This is a genomic window from Nocardia sp. NPDC049220, from assembly GCF_040647855.1.
GTDB lineage: Bacteria > Actinomycetota > Actinomycetes > Mycobacteriales > Mycobacteriaceae > Nocardia.
The window spans coordinates 18,080-41,057 of record NZ_JBEZDA010000015.1 but is presented as its reverse complement, the minus strand read 5'-3'; the positions used below and the strand labels follow the sequence as shown (position 1 = coordinate 41,057).

At 66.1% G+C, this 22,978-nt stretch carries 22 protein-coding genes and 1 pseudogene; 9 read left to right on the top strand and 14 right to left on the bottom strand.

From position 1 onward, the window contains the following. The first annotated feature begins 154 nt into the window (after window positions 1–154). The 4 genes from AB0C34_RS25350 to AB0C34_RS25335 all read left to right on the top strand — a co-directional run bounded on the left by AB0C34_RS25350 (window position 155) and on the right by AB0C34_RS25335 (window position 3,486). Complete coding sequence (locus AB0C34_RS25350; RefSeq protein WP_357077786.1) at window positions 155–706, top strand: dihydrofolate reductase family protein; 552 nt, start codon at window positions 155–157, stop codon at window positions 704–706. 114 nt (window positions 707–820) lie between these two features. Beyond that, complete coding sequence (locus AB0C34_RS25345; protein ID WP_357077783.1) at window positions 821–1,129, top strand: YciI family protein; 309 nt, start codon at window positions 821–823, stop codon at window positions 1,127–1,129. Between the two features lie 1,270 nt (window positions 1,130–2,399). Then, entirely contained in the window at window positions 2,400–3,290 is an 891-nt protein-coding gene (locus AB0C34_RS25340) for a helix-turn-helix transcriptional regulator (RefSeq protein ID WP_357077780.1), read from the top strand. Continuing rightward, window positions 3,280–3,486 (top strand): DUF397 domain-containing protein, encoded by a 207-nt coding sequence (locus AB0C34_RS25335; RefSeq protein ID WP_357077777.1) that lies wholly within the window; start codon window positions 3,280–3,282, stop codon window positions 3,484–3,486. The genes AB0C34_RS25340 and AB0C34_RS25335 overlap by 11 nt, the downstream gene beginning before the upstream one ends. A gap of 275 nt (window positions 3,487–3,761) precedes the next feature. On the opposite strand, the gene AB0C34_RS25330 is transcribed toward AB0C34_RS25335, so the two are convergent. The 5 genes from AB0C34_RS25330 to bioB all read right to left on the bottom strand — a co-directional run bounded on the left by AB0C34_RS25330 (window position 3,762) and on the right by bioB (window position 7,067). Then, the gene (locus AB0C34_RS25330) at window positions 3,762–4,370 is read right to left on the bottom strand and encodes an ATP-binding protein (protein WP_357077775.1); all 609 of its coding nucleotides are present in this window, start codon (window positions 4,368–4,370) and stop codon (window positions 3,762–3,764) included. Between the two features lie 159 nt (window positions 4,371–4,529). Then, window positions 4,530–5,063 carry a DUF1353 domain-containing protein gene (locus AB0C34_RS25325; protein ID WP_357077772.1) on the bottom strand — a complete coding sequence of 178 codons (534 nt, stop codon included), beginning with the start codon at window positions 5,061–5,063 and terminating at the stop codon, window positions 4,530–4,532. A gap of 94 nt (window positions 5,064–5,157) precedes the next feature. Next, complete coding sequence (locus AB0C34_RS25320; protein ID WP_357077769.1) at window positions 5,158–5,820, bottom strand: DUF2567 domain-containing protein; 663 nt, start codon at window positions 5,818–5,820, stop codon at window positions 5,158–5,160. Next, complete coding sequence (locus AB0C34_RS25315; protein WP_357077766.1) at window positions 5,820–6,047, bottom strand: hypothetical protein; 228 nt, start codon at window positions 6,045–6,047, stop codon at window positions 5,820–5,822. The genes AB0C34_RS25320 and AB0C34_RS25315 overlap by 1 nt, the downstream gene beginning before the upstream one ends. A gap of 33 nt (window positions 6,048–6,080) precedes the next feature. Further along, window positions 6,081–7,067 carry a biotin synthase BioB gene (gene bioB, locus AB0C34_RS25310; RefSeq protein WP_357077992.1) on the bottom strand — a complete coding sequence of 329 codons (987 nt, stop codon included), beginning with the start codon at window positions 7,065–7,067 and terminating at the stop codon, window positions 6,081–6,083. Window positions 7,068–7,248: 181 nt separating this feature from the next. Here bioB and AB0C34_RS25305 point away from each other — a divergent pair, with 181 nt between their 5' ends. Next, a complete protein-coding gene (locus AB0C34_RS25305) occupies window positions 7,249–7,833 on the top strand; it encodes a TetR/AcrR family transcriptional regulator C-terminal domain-containing protein (RefSeq protein ID WP_357077763.1) in 585 nt (194 codons plus the stop codon). Between the two features lie 249 nt (window positions 7,834–8,082). After that, window positions 8,083–8,178, top strand: a pseudogene (locus AB0C34_RS25300) (IS481 family transposase); the annotation flags it as partial. Between the two features lie 410 nt (window positions 8,179–8,588). Here the strand turns inward: AB0C34_RS25300 and AB0C34_RS25295 are convergent. Next, the gene (locus AB0C34_RS25295) at window positions 8,589–10,142 is read right to left on the bottom strand and encodes an FAD-dependent monooxygenase (protein WP_357077760.1); all 1,554 of its coding nucleotides are present in this window, start codon (window positions 10,140–10,142) and stop codon (window positions 8,589–8,591) included. Window positions 10,143–10,855: 713 nt separating this feature from the next. Here AB0C34_RS25295 and AB0C34_RS25290 point away from each other — a divergent pair. Further along, on the top strand, window positions 10,856–11,455 hold the full coding sequence (locus AB0C34_RS25290; protein WP_357077757.1) for a TetR family transcriptional regulator: 600 nt from the start codon (window positions 10,856–10,858) through the stop codon (window positions 11,453–11,455). Window positions 11,456–11,470: 15 nt separating this feature from the next. Here the strand turns inward: AB0C34_RS25290 and AB0C34_RS25285 are convergent, their stop codons facing one another. The 7 genes from AB0C34_RS25285 to AB0C34_RS25255 form a co-directional block, all read right to left on the bottom strand. Then, entirely contained in the window at window positions 11,471–11,614 is a 144-nt protein-coding gene (locus AB0C34_RS25285; protein ID WP_357077754.1) for a hypothetical protein, read from the bottom strand. An 83-nt stretch (window positions 11,615–11,697) separates the two neighbouring features. Continuing rightward, complete coding sequence (locus AB0C34_RS25280; RefSeq protein ID WP_357077751.1) at window positions 11,698–12,459, bottom strand: FHA domain-containing protein; 762 nt, start codon at window positions 12,457–12,459, stop codon at window positions 11,698–11,700. Between the two features lie 74 nt (window positions 12,460–12,533). Beyond that, the gene (locus tag AB0C34_RS25275; RefSeq protein ID WP_357077748.1) at window positions 12,534–13,868 is read right to left on the bottom strand and encodes a VWA domain-containing protein; all 1,335 of its coding nucleotides are present in this window, start codon (window positions 13,866–13,868) and stop codon (window positions 12,534–12,536) included. A gap of 29 nt (window positions 13,869–13,897) precedes the next feature. Beyond that, complete coding sequence (locus AB0C34_RS25270; protein WP_357077745.1) at window positions 13,898–14,725, bottom strand: PP2C family serine/threonine-protein phosphatase; 828 nt, start codon at window positions 14,723–14,725, stop codon at window positions 13,898–13,900. A 194-nt stretch (window positions 14,726–14,919) separates the two neighbouring features. After that, the gene (locus AB0C34_RS25265) at window positions 14,920–17,166 is read right to left on the bottom strand and encodes a tetratricopeptide repeat protein (protein WP_357077989.1); all 2,247 of its coding nucleotides are present in this window, start codon (window positions 17,164–17,166) and stop codon (window positions 14,920–14,922) included. A gap of 205 nt (window positions 17,167–17,371) precedes the next feature. Then, window positions 17,372–18,307, bottom strand: coding sequence for a glutamate ABC transporter substrate-binding protein (locus tag AB0C34_RS25260; protein ID WP_357077742.1), 936 nt, complete (start codon window positions 18,305–18,307; stop codon window positions 17,372–17,374). A gap of 154 nt (window positions 18,308–18,461) precedes the next feature. Further along, window positions 18,462–19,688, bottom strand: a complete 1,227-nt coding sequence (locus tag AB0C34_RS25255; protein WP_357077739.1) for a hypothetical protein — start codon at window positions 19,686–19,688, stop codon at window positions 18,462–18,464. Window positions 19,689–20,368: 680 nt separating this feature from the next. Here AB0C34_RS25255 and AB0C34_RS25250 point away from each other — a divergent pair. After that, on the top strand, window positions 20,369–21,871 hold the full coding sequence (locus AB0C34_RS25250) for an amino acid permease (protein WP_357077736.1): 1,503 nt from the start codon (window positions 20,369–20,371) through the stop codon (window positions 21,869–21,871). Between the two features lie 42 nt (window positions 21,872–21,913). Next, a complete protein-coding gene (locus AB0C34_RS25245) occupies window positions 21,914–22,087 on the top strand; it encodes a hypothetical protein (protein WP_357077733.1) in 174 nt (57 codons plus the stop codon). 158 nt (window positions 22,088–22,245) lie between these two features. Here the strand turns inward: AB0C34_RS25245 and bioD are convergent, their stop codons facing one another. Next, window positions 22,246–22,920 (bottom strand): dethiobiotin synthase, encoded by a 675-nt coding sequence (gene bioD / locus AB0C34_RS25240; protein ID WP_357077730.1) that lies wholly within the window; start codon window positions 22,918–22,920, stop codon window positions 22,246–22,248. Window positions 22,921–22,978: the final 58 nt, after the last annotated feature.

Genomic DNA, 22,978 nt, shown 5'->3' with positions numbered 1-22,978 from the left:
CGCTGTCGGCGAAGGTTTTCTGAACCGCTGCTGTTCGGCGCAGCGCCGGATTCCGTAGAGTTGCACCACCTGGAGCTCCGCATCCAGCCAGGGTGTTGTCGAGGATGGCGTCGCGCGCCGATGAATTTCGAGCGCGGAGGAGGTCTACCCGGTCATGAGGAAACTGATCTACACGTTCGGCGTGTCCCTGGACGGCTACATCAACGACCGCGACGGCAGCATCGACTGGACTGTCCCGGACGAGGAGTTGCACCAGTTCCACAACGACAGGTACCGCGATCTCGAGGTCTCGCTGCACGGCCGCCGGATGTACGAGTTGATGGCCGAATACTGGCCGCACGTACCCGAGAACGCGTCGCGCATCGAGCGCGAGTTCGGCGCGCTCTGGACGGACAAACCCAAGGTCGTCTTCTCGCGGACGCTCACCGAAGTCCACTGGAACAGCACGCTGGTCAGTGCGAACGCGGTCGAGGAGGTCCGCGGGCTCAAGGCCGGCGGCGATGGCCTCATGGAGGTCGGCGGCGCGAGTCTTGCGGCCGCGCTGATGCCACACGGGCTCATCGACGAGTACCAGATATTCTTCTCGCCCGTGGTGCTCGGCGGCGGCACACCGCTGTTCCCAGCACTGGACAAACGCATCCAGCTCCGGTTGGCCGAGACGAAGCACTTCGCCACCGCGGTGATGCTGCGCTACCTCGCCGACTGAGGTTTGTTCGACCGCAGGACTCGGCTCTGGACCCTTTCGGCGCCCAGTTCGTTGTGGTACGGATCGCTCCCATGAATGATGTGCTGCGACGCTGGTCGGTCGGGGAGGGCAATCATGCAGTTCATGCTTCTGGGCTTCGACGGCACCGACGCCGACGCGCAGGCACGACGGATGGCTGTCCGTACGGAACATATCGCTCTCGGTGACAAGTTGGTCGCCGAAGGCAAGATGCTTTACGGCACGGCCATTCTCGACGTTTCGGGTGCGATGGTCGGCTCGATGATCGTCGTCGAGTTCGATTCGCGCGACGAAGTCGATCAATGGCTCGCCATCGAGCCGTACATGACCGGCGACGTCTGGCGGCGTATCGAAATCCACCCGGTCCGAGTCGGGCCTTCCTTCACAGGACTCCATAAGCCCTGACCTACCCGTGCGGCAAGTTGCGACAACCCCGGATCGCCAAGACGCGACGCTGATGGGATCCGCGTCCGCGACACTCAATTGCTGAAGCGAGGGAGGCCGACGGGAGTCGAGTCCTCAAACGGCCGGGTTTCCTGGGGCCTGCGGATGTCATCGCCTCTGGCCGCGGTCACGCTCGGGCTCGCGGTCTGGAAAGTACTCGAAATCGTTGCGGGTCACGATAATTGCCGCGACGAGCGTGGAGCACCGCGTGGAATCGCAGTCGCGATGAATTCTCCACGCCCGTAGCGCGTTCTCCCGACTGGATACCGCCCATGCCGGATTGTCGTGCGCCAACTCCGACCATACCGTCGACAGATCCGACGTGTCGGTGTGGCCGGAGTCGGGGAAGAATGGTCGCAGGGCGGCGAGCGCCAGCCGTCGCCACCGCTGCTCCAACGATGACGGACCGTCCTGGCGACCCCCGGCAACAACCGCAACACCGTCGCAGGTCGAAGGACCCCGTCATCCGCCATTCGACACCGCCCGCGAACTCTGACGCCGAGGGGCAGTCTGCTCCGCCCACACCCGTACTGCCCCGACTACTACCGAACCTGATGGTCGAAACCCATTCCGCGGCGAAACTATCCACTGACGTATCGCACCCGATGCCGCGGTGGGTGACGGCAGCGCGATCGTCGCCCCAGCCCGAGAAACCGACACATCTAGCCGGAACAACCTCGCGAACAGCCTGTCGTCGTCCGGCACATCCGGCTGAATCAGATAAGTCCACCGGACCGAACGTGGATGTCCGACAATCGGTCCACAGCTTCGCGCTGTGGCATTGCATGTGCGCCTTGACCGCCTGCCCGAGCCTGGTCGGCATCGTCACGCCCCACACTCGCCCGGCACGCAGTACGATCCGGCCCGACTCGGGCGGATCGATCACGGCGGGCAAGTCACACTCCTACCGATAGAAGGCACAGCGGGACATCGGATTGTCCCCGAACGGTTGTATCTCCATCTGCGCTCCTCGCTCACATCCGTATCCGGTAGGTGCGCCCGGCCCCAGTGGATCGTCTGCGAAGGGAAACCAGGTGCGGAAGCGTCGGAGTGACTCGAACAACCCTCCTACCAGGCGCATCTCTATGAGACAGCGACGCTTCGCCTCAGCAACACCGAATCGGTGTCTCCAAGAAAAGTTCTCCGAATCCTCAGGACACCATCCGGCGAAGGTGAAACAATTTCTCCGATGTGGAGGAGTCCACATCGTTGAAACGGAGGGGAACCGTAAATGCCTGATGCAGGATCGACTTTGCCGCGCCGCCAGCTCGGCCGATACCTGACCGAGTGGCGGACGCGAGCCGGCTTGAGCCAAGCCAAGGCCGCGCAGCTCCTGGAGATGGGGGCCACCAGCCTGAATCGGCTGGAAAAGGGCCAGAACTCTCGTATCAAATCGCGCGACATCCAGGCGATTTGCGACTTGTACGGTGTTCATGACGATCTGACTTCCGCACTGATCGGACTAGCTAGACAGTCCAACGTGAAAAGTTGGTGGCATCAGTATGGCGACGTGATCCCCAAGGACTTCGATGTCTATGTTGGATTGGAAGCTGCTGCGGTTCGCCTTGTTTCATACCAACCCGATCTTGTGCCCGGCCTTCTCCAAACTGCGGACTATGATCGTGCGCTCGTTCAGCTGGCATGGGCGGATTCCACGGATGCTGAGCGCGAGCAGCGAGTACAGATCAAGGCACACCGCCAGAACATCGTCACCAGGAAGACGCAGCCGGTGAGCCTCGAGGTGGTGATTGGTGAAGCTGCCTTGCGACGAGTGGCGGGGAGTCGGAAAGTGATGGCCGCACAGCTTCGTCATCTGGCCGACATGTCTACACGCCCGAACGTCACAATCCAGGTATTGCCGTTCGAGGCAGGGTTCCCCGATGGCATCTCGATGCCACCGTTCGTGATCCTCGAGTTCGGAAACGCGGCCTACGCTCAAGCCGTTGAGCCGCCAGTCGTGTATCTCGAAGGCGCCGTCGGCGACATATACCTGGAAAAGCCAAATGACGTGAGCCGCTACCATCAGTCGTATGAAGGCATCCGGCAGGTCGCGTGGGATGCAGCAGCCAGCAGGAACCTGCTACGGCAGGTAGCAAGGGAGCATGAGCAGCGTGAACGTTGATCTATCCGGAGCCAGTTGGTTCAAAAGTAGCCGGAGCCAGGCTGGAAAGGAGTGCGTAGAGGTGGCATTCCTCGACGAAGGCAAAGTCGGAGTCCGTGACTCGAAGAACCCCGCCGGTCCCGCGCTGGTCTTCACACCCGGTGAGTGGCATGCCTTCACCGAGGGCGTGACCGACGGCGAATTCAACCGTCCGTAGCCGTCGCATCAGGGAAGCCCCGCCTCCCGACGCCTGTCTCGCGTCGAGGTCGGCGGGGCTTTTCTGCGCGTAGTCGTGGTATCCGCCGGAAACGGACTCGGCGGCATCGAGCGAACCTGCCACGATCTTCGCGCCGCATGATCAACGGCCGGTAACTGCGGTACCCGAGAGAAGGGTCCTTCACGACATCTCGTCGATCGTGACACGGAGTGGCGCACAGCCTGCCCAGCAAATCACGAAGATACCCTCACAGAGATCAATTCGACAGTGTTGCACTACATTTCAGAACAGGTTTCGCCTTTGACATTTCCGCCACTTCGATGCGGACCCTGATCATCTGCCCTGTTCACGAAGTCGACGATCGAAGTAAGGCCGGGCTGGTAGCCGGATGTCGTATCGACTTCGACCGACGGCACGTCGAGGGCAACTCTGTCGAACACGGCCAGAGGGGCCGCGGGGTGTCGCGGATCGACATGGGTGCTGCGCCGTGGCTCGTCGATGCGGCGCTGCCGGATCCGCGCCGCGGCGACGGCAGGGTCGACCGTGCAGTGGACGACGCGTGTCCGGGCGTGCGCTAGCAGAGGTAGCAAACCGGGACGCCACAGTCGGTCTTGGAAGGCGGCTTCGGCCACCACCGTGACACCGGCCCGCAGCAGCAGGTCCAGCGTCCCGAAGAACACCGGCAGGACGCGCAAGTCCAGTGCGCCATCCGGGCTGGGGCCGAAATCCGGTGTGGCATGGACCATGCCCTCCTTGATCTCGTCCCGACAGACTGCCGGGCAGCCGATCGCCCGGGCCAGAGCATGGGCCAGCGTCGTCTTGCCGGTGCCGGGTGGGCCGCTGACGACGACCAGCATGGGCAGCAGGTCCTGGTCCTGGGGCATTCGCGCACCATACCGTGAACCCGGCTCGCGGCGGCGCAGCTCGTCGGGCGGACCACGGACTGAATTGAAAACCGCGAAACACACTGTTCCGCAACACATTTAGCAGAAAGAGCTGGTGCGTCGAAACCCGGCCGCGTCGTGGTCGCCGTGCCGATCGGTTCAGGCGGCTTTCATCTGCGGCTCGGGCGGTGCAGCGTCGGTTCGCTGACTCAACCGGCCGCCCGCCCAGAACGCCAATTCGACCATCCAGAACAACACGAGGAACACCGTCACCACCACCGCGGGGACCGCGAGGAAGAATACCGAGGGCACGGCGGTGACGACGAACATGCCGACGTCCCGAACGCTCGCGCCACGCAACCGACTGCCCGCGCGCACAGCCGCCCACATCATCCAGCGCCGTGGCACCGACACCCCGAGTTCACGCAGGCAGCGCCGGAACAGGCCGTCGGCGTCCGCCACGCTCACGGCATCTGAGCTGCGCAGATAATCGTGCAGAATGGCGGCGCGGGTGTACAGACCGTATCGCGGAATCAGCCAGACGAACGGGCGGGGTACCGACGCGAAGTCGGTGCGAAACCCGGCGGGGATCACGAATTCCTCGGTGTCGCCGCTATACACGAGCGGCTCGGTGACCCGCCAGAATTTGGCATCGAGTTCCTCGACAACCGGCCCGCTCCCGACGAAGGTCACGTCCCATTCCTTCCCGCCCACAGTGTGTGTCCCCACTTTAGGGTGGTTCCGACATCCGAACAGCGCCACCGCGGCAACGGTTCGGACAAAGGTGTCAGCGGCGGAACTCGGGCAGCGCGTCGGCGGCCGGTCCGTAACCACCGTAGGGCAATTCGCCGCTGCGCGCGGCGTCACCGTAAGGCGTGAATGTCCGCGCGGGATCGAAGGACCCGCCGGCGACCCGACCGGAACGGGTTCCGGTGCCGAGATCCTCCGAAACGGTCAGCGCGGCGAGGAACAGCATGACGAACGACGCGATCAACGGCTGCACGATCAGCACCAGCACACTGCCCACCTCGATCGGCAGGGTGACGATCTGCCCGACCGGTGGGTTGTGCGGACGCGGATGCAGCCACGCGGCGACCTGTTCGCCGACTTGCGCCATCACCACCGCACCCACACCGGAACCGATCAGCAAGCCGATCTGTAACAACGGACCGCGCGCGGACCGCCACCGCCATGCCGCGATCGCCGAAACCCCGCCGAGCACCGCGCCGGCGAGCACGAATGTCGCCAACGCGTCGAAGTGGTGCATGCTCTCACCGGTCAGCACGGAACCACGCCCCGGCTCGACCACCAGCAACCGCTCGGTGGGCGCCGACCAACCCCAGCCGACGCCGCCGATCGCGCTCGCCACCACCACCACGACGGCCACCACCACGGCGGCACGCGCCTCGCGCCGTATTCCGCCCTGCGTCTGCGCTGCCACTGTCATCATCAGCGGCGTTCCAGAACGGCCGAGTCGAGCACGCCGTGCCGGGAGCATTTCGCCCACCAACCGTCCGGACTCACCTGCACGATCATGCGGCGGCCGCACTGTTCGCAGAAGCGCGGCGGCTCCAAGCCCAACGCGGCGGCCGCCGGGATCACATCATCGAGCCCCGGCACGATCCGCTTGCCGGTGAACGGGTTGTAGCGCTCGTCCATGCCCATGACAGTACTCATGGTCGGAGCATCTCTCATCGCAACCGAGCCCGGTCACAGCGTTTCGTTGAGTGCCTTGATCGGCATCTTCAGCTCGCCGAGCAGGTCCAAGTCCTGTTCGGCGGGGCGGCCGAGGGTGGTCAAGTAGTTTCCGACGATCACCGCGTTGATCCCGCCGAGGATGCCCTGCTTGGCGCCGAGGTCGCCGAGGGTGATCTCCCGGCCGCCCGCGAAGCGCAGTATCGTGCGCGGCAGCGCGAGCCGGAACGCGGCGACGGCGCGCAGCGCGTCGGCGGCGGGCAGCACCTCGAGGTCGCCGAACGGAGTGCCGGGGCGCGGGTTGAGAAAGTTCAGCGGCACTTCGTCGGGCGCCAACTCGGCCAGGTTCGCGGCGAATTCCGCGCGCTGCTCCAGGGTCTCCCCCATGCCGAGGATGCCGCCGCAGCACACCTCCATGCCCGCGGCTCGGACCATGCTCAGCGTGCCCCAACGCTCTTCCCAGGTGTGCGTGGTGACCACATTCGGGAAGTACGAGCGGGACGTCTCCAGGTTGTGGTTGTAGCGGTGCACGCCCATGGCGGCGAGCTGGTCGACCTGCTGCTGGGTGAGCATGCCCAGCGAGCACGCGACCTGGATGTCGACCTCGTTGCGGATCGCCTCGACTCCGGCGGCGACCTGGGCCATCAGGCGCTCATCCGGGCCGCGGACCGCGGCGACAATGCAGAACTCGGTGGCTCCGGTCTTCGCGGTCTGCTTGGCCGCCTCGACCAGGCTGGGGATGTCCAGCCAGGCGGCGCGCACCGGCGACTGGAACAGGCCCGACTGGGAACAGAAGTGGCAGTCCTCCGGGCATCCGCCAGTCTTGAGACTGATGATGCCCTCGACCTCGACCTCCGGGCCGCACCATGTCATCCGCACCTCGTGCGCGAGGGCCAGTAGCTCTTCCAGCCGGTCGTCACCGAGCCGGAGCACCTCGAGGGTCTGCTCCTGGGTCAGCCCTTCGCCGCGCTCGAGCACCTGCCGGCGGGCGACTGCCAAGATGTCCGAGGTTCGGGTGTCGGTCGGATCCGGCGCCGTGGCGGCCGTGGTGTCAGTGGTTTCTACGGGGGCCTGGGTCACTGCACGAATCCCTTCGTTCGGCCGAGGTGGCCGCGCAACTTGAACGGTGTTCAGGCTAGGGTAGCGGTAACAGAGCGTCAAAAACGACGGGAAGGCCAATCGAGTGCAGTTGCACCGCGCGGACGTGATCGACGGCGCCATCGCGATTCTGGACCAGTACGGTCTCGCCGACCTCACCATGCGCAGGTTGGCCGGTTCCCTCCAGGTGCAACCGGGCGCGCTGTACTGGCACTTCCCCAACAAACAAGCGCTGCTGGGCGCGGTCGCCGACCGGATCCTCGCGCCGATGGACGACCCGATCGCGGCCGAGGAATGGTCCGGACAGATCGCCGAATTAGCACACCGGCTGCGCGACTGTTTGCTGGCCTATCGGGACGGCGCGGAATTGGTCTCGGCGACATACGCGTCGAGGCTCACCACAAGCAAGGGTCGGGAACGCTTGGCCGGTGCCGCGATTCGCGCGGGCATGCCACGGCCGGAAGCCGAACTCGCGGCGTTCACGCTGCTGCACTACGTGCTCGGCCAGACGGTCGACGAGCAGTCCCGGATACAGATGGACTCGGCCGGCGCGCTCGCCGAGAACGCGTCGCCGATGGCTGAGACCCCCGACCCTACTGCACGTTTCGATTTCGGCCTGCAGCTGTTCATCGCGGGCGTGCGCCACCTGCTACGCATCGGCGTCCGCTGATCCGAGTCCGCCGATCGGAACGATCAGCACCGAGTGAGTTCAGTCGGGCAGTCACACGGCCACGATGCCCCAGACGCCTACGGCAGGATCGCCGTCCCGAATTCCGTTGCCACGACGTCGACCCCCTGAATCCTCTCCACCTGGGTGTACTGACCACGGACGTTGGTGACGGCGTGGCGAGCTGACAAACGAAGACCTCCGAGTGAAGTGCGAGCTGTCCAGGAACGCATTCATCCACCGGAAGTCTTCGTGCTCCACCGAAACGCGCCGTTGTCGGAGTTGGGCCGGTTGCGGCTCGCTCGTTGTGTCGTCGAGGACGGCTGGACATTGCGCCGGGCAGCGGAAGGTTCCAGGTCTCGGCCCCACCGACAAGCGGGGCCGCGCTTCGGCAGCGGTCGCCGGCCGGCGACCGCTGAAGTGGCCGACGTCGATCGTCGGATTCTCGGCACATCGTCGGACCGGAATCCTCCGCCACCATCGAAGGTCGTTGATCTGATCTATCGGACTCGACCATGCCGGCCCGGAGCCGAATGTACTCACCGATGATCCGCTCAGGACTCGCCGATCGACGGCCTGCCCTCCGTCGGCCCCTGGAAGCGCCCGGATCCTCGTCGCTTGCGAAGATCATTCGCAGCGATAACCACTGTCCGCCGGTCGGCGGCTCCGGCCGATAACGCGCGCGAGGGTCGCAGTCGGCTCGAGGACTTCGCAATTCGACGGGGCGGTGCATTCCCGGCAAGCGACGGATAGGAACGTCAATCGCTGGTCGGGCTCGTCGTTGCCGCGGGAGTGCCGAACCACAACGACAGCGCTGCTCGCAAACCATCCTCCGCGGTGTCAGCGGGTTCATCGATGGTTGCGGCCCAGGCGATGTAGCCGTCCGGGCGGATCAGGAGGGCGTCGGCTCCGCAGTTTTCCGCTTTGGCGGTGCGGATGTCGACGCGGTGCTGCCAGCCTCGGGCAGCATCGCGAAGGTCCGCACGATTGGCGAGGTCGAGCAGGATGGGCCGTGCGGCGTGCATGATTTCGGCGACGCGGGTCGTCCTGTCGTCGGTGTGCAGGATGAGGTCGGGTGCAAAGGCCCCGGTCAAGGTGTGGTTGTTGGGGTTGGGCAGCCGATAGCGGATATCGGCACCGGCGATGAACGCTGCCAGGCGCTGCAAAGGCTGCTCGTCGATGAAAAGTTCCTGGAAGACCGACCGCAGTGCTTCGGCCGCCGGGTCGTGCCCGCGCCGCAGCGCGACCTGCGCCCGGGTGTGCAGCATGGTGCGCTCGCCAGCGAGCTGACGCTCCTCATGATAGGTGTCCAGCAGGCCGTCGGGCGCCCACCCGTGGACGTCGGCGGCCAGCTTCCAGGCCAGGTTGACCGCATCGAGCATTCCGGCGTTGAGTGCCACGCCCGTGGCGGGAAACAGATGGGCAGCATCACCGGCGAGCAGGACCCGACCAGCGCGATAGCGTTCGGCGTGGCGGGCCTTGAAGGTGAAGCGGGACAACCGAAGCGTTTCTGCGACCGGCAAATCGACGCCCAGCACGTCACGGATACTGTCCTGTAGTTCCGCCACGGTCATCGGCACGTCATCGTCGTATTCGACGGTCTCGTCCTCGACCGTGTAGACAGACAGCACCTCCGACGTTGGCGATACACCCATCCCGAACAGACCGCGGTCCGTCCGCGTGAAACCCGCACGGATGGTACCGAACCCGGGAACCTCCAGGTCGCCGTTGTCGAGCCGAGTCACCGAATCCGGCACGGTGATCTGGGCCAGCCGATTCACCTCCGGGTATACGGTGCCGGGGAACGGAATCCCGGCCAGGTCACGAACCCGGCTGCGCGCACCGTCGCAGCCCACCAGATAGCGGGCGGTCACCCGGTACGGCCCATCCGGCCCGCCGACCTCCGCCGTGACCGCGTCGACATCCTGCCGCACATCCAGCACCTGGTGCCCGCGACGGATATCGAGGCCGAGTTCGGCGACATGTTCGCCGAGTAGTCGCTCGAGTTGCTGTTGCGGCAGCGGCAGCGCGTGCATCGGGGACTCGGCCAGCTGGGTGAAGTCCACATGCACACCACCGAACGGGAACCGCGGAGCCGGAATCGGATCGGTGCAGGCCGCTTCGAACCGATCCAGCAAGCCCCGGTAGCGCAACAGATCCAGGATCTGCCCGCCAAGACCACCGGCCTTCGGGGTATCCCGCGGCTGCGACTGCCGCTCCAGCACCAGTGGCCGCACTCCGGCCGAACGCAGCTCGGCGGCCAGCATCAGGCCGGTCGGTCCCGCGCCCACAATAATCACGTCGGTATTCATTACTACTCCCATTCCGGCCGGCTCCGGCCGCGGCAAAGATTGTTCGGACACCCCTGGTCGGCGATCGGGCGCTACCGCGCCCCGTACCTGCCGCGCGGGAGCCACCCACCCTTGGCGTTGGCCATGCGCGGAGGCACGGGGGGAATCACGAAGCGCTGCTGGTTGCTCTGGGGCGGGAAGGTGCTGCGTTGCTTTCGCATATCGGTACCTTTCGAAAAGTTCATGTAGCCAGGAATGCCGGGGCTCCGGCGAGGTCAGGCCCGATCAGGCGCGATCGAACCAAGTGACCGACGCCCTGCCGACCCCTTCGCACTGGTGCCCTCGACGGGACCTGCACCAGTGGGTTGTCCACCAGCGCCACGATGCTGGAGAAGCCGTACTGCTTCGAGTAGTTGGACGGGCTGGTGGCGGAGCGCTAGGCGCGGTTCGGAGGTACCGCGGCCCATGACCAGGGTGTCCAAGGTCTTGTTCGGCGTGTGGAGGGCATGCCGACGAACTCGCTGATAGATGTCGACACCGCCTCCGGATACCGCGCGTTGATCCACGCCATCCTGTCCTCACACATCGGACAGGAGTCGAATTCCCCCTGCGAACCGTATAGCCGTCGAGGGAGACCGCCATATATAGACCAGCTTTCGCATCTTTACCGCCTCAAATGTAGTACTCTGCACGAAGTGATTTGAACCGTAGTACTACACATGGAGTGGTGTCAAGTGGCGCGTACGAATCCGGAACGCCGACAGGCTTTGCTGGATGCCTCGATCGAGGTCCTGGCCCGCGAAGGGGCACGTGGGTTGACCTTCCGGGCGGTCGATCAGGAGGCGGGGGTACCCGCCGGAACCGCCTCCAATTACTTTGCCAACCGGGACGCACTGTTCGTCCAGGTCGGGAACCGCTATTACGAGCGGCTGACCCCCGGCGACGACGCCGTGGCCAAATCGCGCGGACCGCAAACCCGCGAGACCATGACCGAACTCATGACCGAAGTGGTAGACCGCGTCTTCCACTTCCGCACCGGCTATCTCGCGATCCTCGAACTGCGCCTCGAGGCCACCCGGCGCCCCGAACTACAGGCACTGCTCACCGAGCGGGTGAGCGCGGATCTGGCCTTCAATATCAGCAACTATCGGGAGTCGAAACTGCCCGGCGACGAGAACGCCGCGGTCCTGCTCTACCTCGCTTTGAACTGGCTCATCCTCGAACGACTCACCCTCCCAGGCATTTTCGACGAGCAGCGCGCCGCCGAACTGGTGCGGACGATCGTGGAGCGCGCAATACCCGCCGCCACCCCGGTCGCCGGCACCAACCCGTGACGCACGCCGGCGAACTCATCGAGGTTTCGGCCGCTCTGGAAGCTTGTCGAGTTCGCCGGAGATCCGCAGCACGGATTGCGGGCGTTCGGGCTGGTCGGCGACGATGAGGGGGGTCGCGGCGGGAACGTCGACATGCCACCGAATGCTGGTAGCGGTCATCTCGCCACTCCAACCGGCCCGGACAGCACAACGTCATGTGCTGGTTGGCAACTCCGCATGGGTCTCGAACCGCCGTGCGCCGTTCAGGCGGGTTCGGCGGACAGCGTGATGGTGGTCCAACCGCCGAGATGGACGCGGTCGCCGTGCCGTAGCGCAACCGCGACCTTGGGTGGTAACAACTCCTCGCTCCCGTTCACGCTGGTGCCGTTGGTCGAGCCGAGGTCGGTAATGGTGAGGCCGCGGTCATCGATGTGAATGATCGCGTGGGCGCGCGAAACACCGATATCGGCGGGGGCGATGCCGAGATCGATGCCCGGCGCGATACCTTGCGAAACGCTGCGCTTCCCGATCAGAATCTCACTGCCGTGCAGAACGATTCGACGTTCCGGATAGTAGGTGGGAAATCCGACCTGCTCGGCATCGGGCCCCTTACGGGCGATGACCCGATCGTAGAACTCCCGGTCGGCGACAATCGTCGCGATCCAGGCAACCCGTCGCTGCGACTCCGCGGCCGCTGGTTCGGGTGTCGCCTGCTCCGCGGCCGCCGGCTCGGGTGTCACCTGCTCCGCGGCCGCCGGCTCGGGTGTCACCTGCTCCGCGGCCGCCGGCTCGGGTATCACCTGCTCTGTGGCCGCCGCTGGCACGGGCCGCAGCGCCGATGGGCTGAGTATCGATTCACGTCCGCACCCCTCGCAGAATCGACCGGTGCGCACCGCACCACAGGACGCGCACTTCGCGCTCGAATCCTTCTGGTCCGGGCCGGACTTCGGAGCGCCGACCGGCAGTCCGCAGACATCGCAGTAGTACGGCGCCAGGGACAGGTGACCGACTGGGCAGATATCCATCACCCCTCCTGCCGTCCGTCAATCACCATAAGCCGGTCGGTTCCGGCGGGCAAGACTGCACACAGGTCTCTCATCTAAATCTCCTTCCGTACCCTCGCGGTTTTGGCCGAGTGAGCCCCTGCGGGCAACTCGTCCCGTACCCGCGCCGTCTTGGTCGACCGCGCATCCAACGCCATCTCGTCTGCCGCGTCCACGTGCGAGCGCAGCCGCACAGTCCCGGTGTGTTCGTCGACCTCGACCACGCCACGCAACAACTTCGCCGTGCCCTCGTTGCCGGACTCCGCGGCCAGCTGCACCGCCCGGCGCAGCTTCGCGGTCGCGATCGCGATGTCACCGTTCTTGCGCGCGGCCAGCCCGTCTCGTACCGCCTGCGCCAACTCGGCCTGCCCGGTGTAGTGCGCGACGCGTCTGCTGATCCGGGTCGACAATGCGGTGTCGGTGGTCCACAGCGCCCGGATCAGCCCCTGACCGAGTACCTGCTCGCCCGCCAGCACACTGATTCGGGCCGCCAACTTCTCCCGCCCCGGCGCTGCGGGCACCAGTTGGACCTGGAGGTGGTAATCGCGGTCCTCCACGCCCCATGCGCCCAGCGAGTACTCCCCCACCTGCGGACCGGACTCGGCACGGCGACCGGTCAAATCTTCGATACTCGGCGCGACCTGCTTGACGAATTGCACCCGCGCACCCACCGGTGTCCACACCCGCAGCGTCAACTCTCGAATCGCCTTCGCCATCGAGTTCTGCATCATGGCCGCGAAGTCGGCGGCGAGATTCGCCGGATCCTTGACGATGTCCACGGTCCCATGCAAGGCCGATGAGATGGACCGCACTTCGTCCACCCGCCAATCGATCCCGACACCGCGGCAGTCGCAGGTGAACATCCCCTCCGACAGCTTGATCTCCTCGGCCAGCGTCTCCGGCTCCTCGTGCTCGTTCTTCCCGTCGGTCAGCAATATCGCGTGCACCATCGCACCGGGGTGCAGCATCGCAAGCTTTCTGGCCTGGCCCAGCCAGGTGCCCATCGCGGTGCCGCCGTGCGGACGCAGCTGGTCCAGCGCGCGCCGGGCGGCGGCCCGGGTGCGGCGATCAGCCCGTACCGACGGCGTGTCGGCGGGAAACACCGAGCGCGCCGTATGCGTCCCCTCGACGATGGCGAAATGTGTGCCATCGGCCAGTTCCTCCAACGCGGCCACGATCGCGCCGCGCGCGCCCTCGAACTTCTGGCCCGCGCCCATCGAACCAGAGCAATCGATGATCAGGATCTCCACGCGCTCTTGTGGTGTGGCGGCCAACAGCAGGTCGCTGCTCGCTTCGACAGTAACCACGGCGTCTACCGTGCCGACCCCGGCGCCCAAATACTCGTTTTGGTCGATGGCGACCGAAATCCCTTTGCTACCAGTAGAACCCAACGTACGTCTCCTGCTCGGTCGGACCGTGGTCACGGGTAAACGGGGGCGAGCGCGACGGTGATGTTGTCGCTGCCTCCGCTACGCAGGGCGAACTCGGCCAGTTCACGCGCGGCGGACGGTGGGGCGGCGCCGGTCGCCATGGGGGCAAGTGATGTGGCATCAGACTGGTATGTCCACAGTCCGTCGGTGCACAACAGCAATACCCCTGGCCCTGTCGTGCGTAAGGTCCGCACGCAACTGTCCGACCAGGGCCTCGACCCGCCGTCCGCGCCGAGCCAGCGTAGCAGCGTATGCGCCCGCGGATCATTCATTGCCGATTCCTCGTCCATAGCTCCGGCATCGACCAGAGCCTGCGCCCAGGAATCGTCCACCGACAGACGTTGTGAGGGTGGGTTGCCATCATTGTGCGCGGTCGTCGCGGCCTCGGCACGCAACCAATACGCCCGACTGTCCCCTACATTCGCGACCGTGATCTCCACCCCCGCGGTGCCACAGTCGCGCACGATCGCCGAGACATAGGTGCAGGAAGGGGAATGCCTTTCGTGCACCGCGGTAGCGCGAACAGCCTGTGCGGCCGCTTCGAGCCCCGACATCACCGCCACGTCGGCGGACTGTTCGTCGACCAACGCGGCCAAGGTGGCCTCGACACCGACGCGCGCCGCCGCACTCGACGCCACCTGTGGGTCTTCCGAGGTCGAGACGCCGTCACAGACGACGATCACCACGGCCGCGGGACGTCCGGGTGGATCGCCGTCGAGGACCGCGGCGGCGACCGCGTCTTCGTTGCGCGCGTGCACGATGCCGCGATCGGTCAGCACACACACCGCGCCGAGATCGGCCTCGAAGCGATCGCGCACCGCGCACCGTTCGCCGCATTGGACGCAGTATCGGTCCGAGTTGTATCGCATTCCACCGCAACCGACGCACACAGTCGCGGCAATGTCATTGTGCGGCAGAACAACTCGGCGACAGCCGAGGGCGCGGCCACAGGCCTCGCAGTATTTGTCGGCGGCGGCGACGTCCGCGGCACAGTCCGGGCACACCGTCGTTGTCACAGCGTCGTCCTCGGGCGGATGGTGTTCGCTTTGTCGACCAGCTCGATGCGCGCCCAGATGTCCTCGGTCCCGCGAGCCAGTTCGCGATAGCACTGTTCGAGGCCGGTCCGCACGCCGTCCTGATTCAGCTCGGCACTCAAAAGCGGAGCGTGATACGACGGCGTATTGCCGGCGCGCAACCACCCGAGCGCGGCAGTCAGCACCCGCATTCGTATCTGTGCGACGCGGTGCTTCGAGTCCAGGGCCAGCCGGTCCACCCGGCTACCCGCCTCGCGCAGCACCCATTCGGTCAGCTGTGCGGTATCTCGATCACCGATCAGGGCCTCCACCGCGGCGATCCTGGCTTCGGTGAACAGCGCGGAGGTCGGATCGACCTGATCGAGCACCGCCACAGCGCCCGCGTACTGACCGACAGCCGTTCGCAGTCGCGCGAGCCCGAAAACGGCGCTGACGTATGTGTGATCGGTGTGCCAGACCGTTGCGTAGTGTCGTGCCGCGCGGGCTGGATCGCGTCCGGACAGTTCCGTGACCGCGGCAAGGGCCAGCTTCGGGGCGGGCTCGCCGGGCAGCGCCGCATACACAGCGTCGAATTCCTGTGCCGCCCTGTCGAAGTCTGTTTCCAGAAGCCGGGCCTGACCACGCCACCAGGCCAACCGCCAATCGCCGTGCAGACTCGAATCGAGCTCGTCCAACCGCCGGTGGGCGTAGTCGATCGCGCCCACTTCCAGGCCGGCCCGCACCAGGCGCAGCGGAATCTCCACCGATTCGGCGCCGCCGGTGACAACCGACCGAAGCCCTGCGGCGAAGGCGAGTTCCAGTTCGCTGGGATCGGTGCCGTTCGTCGTTGCCAATAGAGTGGCGCCGCTGTCGGCGGCATCCACCAGTGGCACCGGCAGGGCGGCGATCACTTCCCGCGGCTCCAGCGGAGCACCACCGAGCCCAAACACCGCACGCGGCGGGCCGAAGTAGTTCGACATACCCGGCCGAGGAAGGCCGTCGTCGGCCGAAAGCACCTCGCGCAGCACACCGATGAGCTGATCGGACATCTCCTCGGTGGAGGAGAACCGGGCCCGCGGATCGGGATTCGTAGCGCGCAGCAGAAACCGGTGTAGCGACTCGTAGGAGGCCAGCAACGGCTCGGTGGCCGGGCCGGGCAGCGCACCGATGTACCCGTCGTGCTGTGGAAGTGCCATGATCAGCGCCGCGAGTGTGCGCCCGATGGTATATACCTCGGTAGCGACCGTCGGTCCGGTATCGGCGATCTCGGGTGCCTGATAGCCGATGGTGCCGTAGATGGGGCTTTCCTTGTCGTCCATCTCGATCACCGCGCCCAGATCGATGAGCTTGAGCTGCTCATCGGTCTGCATCACGTTGTCCGGTTTGAAATCGCAGTACGCGCGCCCCCGGGAGTGCAGATAGCCGAGGGCGGGCAGCATCTCCAAGATGTAGGCGATCGCCTGTGCGGGCGGCAGATACGAGCCATCCGCGTCCCGCCGGTCGCGCAGGATCTCCTTGAGCGAGGTGCCGCCGACATACTCCATCACGATGTAACCGACCTGGGCGCCGTCGGCCGCGGTGTGCTCGGTGAAGTTGTGGATCTTGACGATATTCGGATGGTCGACCTCCGCCAGAAAGCGGCGCTCGGCCACAGCGGCCCGCACTGCGTCCGAATCTCCGGAGTTCAACAGCCCCTTCAGCACCACCCAGCGATCGCTGACCCGATGGTCGGTCGCCAGGTAGATCCACCCGAGGCCACCGTGTGCCAGGCATCCGGCCACCTCGTACTGGCCGCCGATCAGGTCACCTTTGGCAAGCTTCGGGGTCAAGGAGAATCTGGCGCCGCAGTTGGCGCAGAAGCCCTCGGTGCGGCCGGGCTTTCCGTCGCGGGCACGGCCCACCGGCAGCTCGCATGTCCCGCAGAAGCGCTTGCTCTCGGCAACGCGCGGGTCCGCCATCACCGCACGTAACGGGTCAACTCGCGGTACCCGCGGGACATCGACCATGCCGGCGCCGAGCCCGCCGCGCGCCGTGACGCTGGTCGACGTGGACCGACTGGTCCGCGTCGATCGACTGATCGAGCGGGTATCCACGATTGCCGTCACCGCGGGCGCGGTGCCGCAGGCGTCGCAGTAGCCATCGACAATTGTTCCGGCACAACCCGGCTCAGGACAGATACCGCCCGCCGTCGGTGTCGGCGGCGGTGCCCAGGTCAGGCTGTCCTCGATCGGCGCCGTACCGCACATCACGCAGTAACGGTCCTCGATATTTCCGCCGCACCCGGGCTCGCCGCAGATCATGCGCTCTTTCCCGCTTCCTTCGCGATGAATCGCCGACAGTCCACCGCCGTGCGGGCGACCGGTCGCCACGAAAGCCAGCCCGCCGCGCGCCGATTCGAGACGAGAACGTCGTGATCCGCGCCGAACGTGCGAATCTGCCTGGTGGGCGCGTTCATTCCAGGTACCGCGGGGCCGGTGGACCGGGTGACGGGCCGAGCACGCTGAGTCGGGCGCGGTACATCCGATCCCAGGTGCCGTCGGTGCGGATCTGTTCGAGAACGCCGTTGACGAAGCGGACGAGGTCGGAACTTCCCTTCGGCAGACCGATCGCATAGTTGTCCCGCGCCAGCGGATCGCCGACGACTTCGAGATTGGCATCCTGCATCGCGAGTCCGTGCAGGATCGTCTCGTCGGTGCTGACCGCGTCGGCGTGTCCCTGCTGCATCGCCGCCAGGCAATCCGTCCAGCTGGTCGTGCCGATGACCGTCGGCCGCGCTGGAAGGGCGAACAGCGGTTCCACCGAGGTGCTGCCGTGCGCGGCGCAGACCCGTGTGCCCGCGAGGTCATCAGGTGAACGGATACCGGAATTCTTGGCCACCAGAATGCGTTGTGCCGACACGTAATACACGCTGGAGAAATCGACATCCTTCTCCCGTTCACAGGTGGCGGAGAAGGTGTTCACGATGAAATCGACCTCGTTGTCGCGTAATGCGCCGATGCGTTCGGCGGAGGGGACCGTGCGTAACTCGATCCGCTCCGGGTCGCCGAACAGCGCACGGGCGATCTCCCGCGCGAGGTCGATATCGAAACCCTCCACCTGGCCGGTCTGTGGATTGCGAAACCCGAACAGGTACGTGTTCTGCTCCACACCGACCCGAACCCTGCCATTCGCGACGATCTTCGCCATTGCCGAACCGGGTGGCATAGCGCCGGGTACCGGCAGCGGGCCGGGCCGCAGACTCGCTGTCGCGTCACAGGTTTTGTCACCGCGCTGATGTGGTGCGCTGGTGATTTCCGCCGCACCGGGCGGCAGCGGGTTCACCCGACCCAGCACCATCGGCGGACGATTGGCGGCATTGGTACCGCACGCGGTCACCAGTGCCGACACCGCGACCAGAACCGCGGCTCCGAAGGGCGACCATCGTCGTCTGCGAACCGGAATCCCCGCACCGGCGATCGTCCGAGGACCTTCGGTTCTCGGTCGGTCTCGTCTCCAGCCGCGGATTCGCATCGGGGGTGGCCTCATTGTGTGTTCCGCGCACTCACAAGAACTCCTGCAGCCGGGGCCACAATCCGACGACGACCGCTCCCGCGGCGCCCACCAGCAGCACCAACGTTCCCGCGGGACTCCAGGCCAGCGCATCTCCCGCGGAGTCGACTCCTTCACGTAGTTCGGCGCGCGTAACGGCCAGTTGGTCGCGCACCTCGCGATCGAGATCCGCGAATCTGGTGGCCGAACTGTCCGCGCCCGTACCGATCGCCTGTGTCACCGCCGCGGGATAGTTCGCCGCCTCGTATGCCTCGAGCTGCCTGCGATGCCCGGCGACCCACCTCGAGAATCCCAGTGAAGCAGCGGAATCCGGGCCTGTCGCGGTCGCGAGACGGTCCCGCAGCGCTGTTGTGTGCGCGACGAATTCGTGCTCGCCCGCCGAGATGTCGCCGCGCGTGACCAACTGCAGTGTCTCGTCCGTCCTGGCCTGTTGAGCCAGAATCCTGGCCTGGGCCAGCGCCTCGAACCGGCTCGTCGCACTGGATGGGCCGGTCTCGACCTCCGCCGCCGCGATCAAAGTCGCCCCGGCCGTCCACACCAGCGCGAGCGCCGCGGCGGCGCCGGCGGCGGCCAACCCCAGGTTCAGGCGACGATTGGTCAGCCGTAGTAGCACGAACGACCCGGCGCCGCACGCGATCAGAACCAACAGCAGTAGCGCGATACCAGACAGCGGCAGGGCGCCGATCGCGCGCTGATCAGCGCGGACTTCCGCCAGGCGCTGCGTGCTGAGCCGCTCGGCACTCGGCAGCAACGACCGCTGCATCAGGCTGGACGCTTCGCGCAAGTACGCCGAACCGACCGGAAAGCCCTGGCGATTGTTCGCCCGCGCCGCCTCCACAAGCCCGGTGTAGGCCGGCAGTTCGGCGGAAATCTGGGCGACGATCTGACGGGTCAAGTCATCGGAGGCGCCTGTGGTCGCCTCCGACAGCGCGGCCGCGGCGTCGGCCAATGCCTGCTGGTATCGGGTGCGCACATCCGTTGATTCGATGCCCCCGGACAGGAATGCCGCAGCCGCCAGCGCGTCGGCCGCCGACAGCGCGACATACAAGCTCTGCGCCGCATAAGCCACCGGCTCGGTGCGCTCGAGCACCGCGTCGCGCCGAACAACCTTGCCGTTCAATTGGTTCGCGCAGGTGAGTCCGGCAATCAGGCACAGCACAGCGGAGACGACGGCGATCGCGCCGATCGCGCCGGGCGTCGTCTCGGCGAAGCGTCGCACCCACAGTCCCCCGTTGCGGATGCTTGCCGGTACCCGAGGTCCCACACCGATCCCCAATCCGATTGCCAGCCGGCGTCTGCGATCGCGACAGTGTACGGGAGGTGGATCCGGTTCGTCCGGGGTTCGCGGCACTGCTCGAGTCCAGTTGTTCACCGGCATGCCGTCCGACGAAAACGGTTGTCCCGCAGACGCGCCAGGCGAGCCCGCCGCTGCCGTCCGCGGGTCGCCTACTCGGAATACGACTCGGTGCACAGCAGCCCGCGAGACCCGACAACGCCACCGCCCGGAGCGGTGGACGCCAGCGCGCGAGGTGCGCCCGGAGCGATCATGGAAAAAGCGCGGCGGCAGGCGTAACGCGCAGCCGAGCGCACTGGACAGGCGCTCGTACGTACCCGAGCACCTCGGCGCGGCCGCGACCGAATTGCCAGGAGTACTACCGTTGCACGCCAAATCGACGTCGTTCCCTTCTCACAGAAGCCGGTCTCGTGCGCGACCGGCACCACCGCGCGGCGCCGAGTGCACCGAGCAAGTAGTGGTCACGAACTCGGCCGAGATCCCGATCAGCCGTGCCCGGCAGCCGTTCGCCCCGGCGGAGCCCAACCTTTCCATCATTGATCGTGCCATTAAAGGGCGGTACATTGTATAACGATCTGATTCTAGCCACCTGAGAGGTATCGGCCATGGCACTCGATCAACCTCTCGCGGTGGCGCCCACGGCGGCGCTCCATGCCGAAGACGCGGGATATCACAAGTCATTGCGCCCGCGTCAGTTGCAGATGATCGCGATCGGTGGCGCCATCGGCACCGGATTGTTTCTCGGCGCGGGCGGGCGGCTGGCCAGCGCGGGTCCCGGGCTGTTCATCGTGTACGCCATCTGTGGCATGTTCGTGTTCTTCATCCTGCGGGCCCTCGGCGAGCTGGTGCTGCATCGCCCCTCCTCGGGGTCGTTCGTCTCCTACGCGCGTGAGTTCTACGGCGAGAAACTGGCGTTCGCGGTCGGCTGGATGTACTTCTTCCACTGGTGTATGAGCGGGATCGTCGATATCACCGCCATCGCGACCTACGTCCATTACTGGGGGACCTTCGAGGTCATACCGCAATGGACGATTGCTTTGGTGGCCCTGGCTCTCGTCGTGAGCGTCAATCTCATTTCGGTGAAATGGTTCGGCGAGTTGGAGTTCTGGGCCGCGCTGATCAAGGTCGTCGCGCTGGTCACCTTCCTGATCGTGGGCACGGTCTTCTTGGCCGGCCGGTCGAGGCTGCAAGGCAGCCCGACCGGCGTGAGCGTGCTCGCCGAGCACGGTGGTCTCTTTCCCGTCGGACTACTACCCCTGGTGACCGTGACGACGGGTGTCGTATTCGCCTATTCTGCAGTGGAATTGGTTGGCACGGCGGCCGGTGAGGCGGAGAACCCGGAGAAGATCATGCCGCGTGCGATCAACTCCGTGATTGCGCGGATCGCGCTGTTCTACGTGGGATCGCTGGTATTACTCGGCCTGCTGCTGCCCTATACGGCGTTCAAGGCGGGTGAAAGTCCGTTCGTCACGTTCTTCTCGAAACTCGGGATCGGTGGTGCCGATTCGATCATGAACGTGGTCGTGTTGACCGCGGCCTTCTCCAGTCTCAACGCCGGCCTGTATTCGACCGGCCGGATCCTGCGTTCGATGTCGATGAACGGCAGCGCGCCCTCGGCGGCGTCCCGAATGTCGAAGGGCGGCGTGCCCTATGTCGGGATTCTCGCCACCGGCGCGATCGCCTTGCTCGGCGTCGGGCTGAACGCGGTGGTACCGGAGAAGGCGTACGAGATCGTATTGAATATGTCTGCGCTCGGCACCATCGCGTCGTGGACGGCGATCGTGGTGTGTCAGTTGCGGCTGTGGCACTGGTCGCGTCAGGGACTTGTCGAGCGCCCCGCTTTCCGGCTGATCGGGACGCCGTACACGAGTGTCGCGACGCTGCTGTTCCTCGTCGCCGTCGTCTCCCTCATGGCATTCAGCGACGATGCCGTGCAGCGCGGCGCCGTGATCGCGGCAGTCGTCATCATGATTCCGGCGCTGGTCGGCGGTTGGTTCCTCGCACGCAAGAACGTGGCGAGCATCGCCATGCGCCGTACCGGCAGCACCGGCCAGTTCCCGGTTCTGGCTGTTCGGCCACCACGCATCGACGAGCCCGGCGCGGGGTAACCGCGACCCGTGCCGCGCACACCATGCGGGTACCTTCGAGTCATGGGCGTTATCGGTGAACTGTTCCCCGGCCAGAAGCTGGCCGACGAGGGCAGCGAAGACAGCGACGGACAGGGTCACCAGCCCCGCCTCGATCTCGATCTCGACAGCGGCGTGGTGCGGATTGCCCGCACGGGCGCCTCGCGCTCGGCGGAGGACCGGTCGCAGGAGTCCTAGCGCGGACTCGGTGGTAGAGGTCGGCGTGATCTTGGTTGCCGGAAGCATTCGTCGAGGTGCGGCCGGGCAGGCTGTGCGAACCTCGTCGCCACCCGTCCGGCAGTCGTCCCAAGGCCTAGCCGAGGCATCGACCGATTCGGGATGCTGGTGACGGCGGTTCAGCCGAAGGGTGACCAGGCGGGCTCGAACCAACTCGGGGCCGCGGCGCAGAACCGCTCGCGGTCCCAGCGGCCCGCGCCCTCCGGAACCGCGCCCACCAGCTCGACGCCGGTCACCCGAGGCAGATCGGTTCGGTTGCATTCGGCCGCCAAGTCCGGCTCGGCGGGCCACGCGCCGATCACCAGACCGGCGCAGCGCACACCCGCCGAATTCAGCGCACGGGTGGTCAATTCGGAGTGATTGAGAGTGCCGAGGCCGGCCGCGGCAACGAGCAGCACAGGTGAACCGAGTTTCCGCGCGAGATCGAGAAGTGTGAAATCGCCGAGGCGGACCAGCAATCCCCCGGCGCCTTCAACCAAGACGAGGTCGGCGTCCGCGAGCGAATCGACAGCGGCGACGGTCTCGGCGAGGGTCAGTTCCGGCAGACCAGCCCTGCGGGCGGCGGTGTCGGGCGCCAGCGGGTCGGGGTAGCGAGCGAGCTCGAGTACCCGCGGCACACCGCTGAGTCGCTGGATCTCGGCCAGATCGCCGGGTGCACCAGGGGCGACACCGGTTTGGCCCGGTTTACACACCGCGACCGAGCGCCCGCGCGCCCGCGCGGCGGCGGCAATCGCAGCGGTGACGACGGTTTTGCCGACGTCGGTGGAGGTACCGGTGATCAGCAGAACGCTCATGCAGGCGGCTCCCGGCGAACATCGACACCCGACGCCACAGTCGACGTGCCCGGCGAGG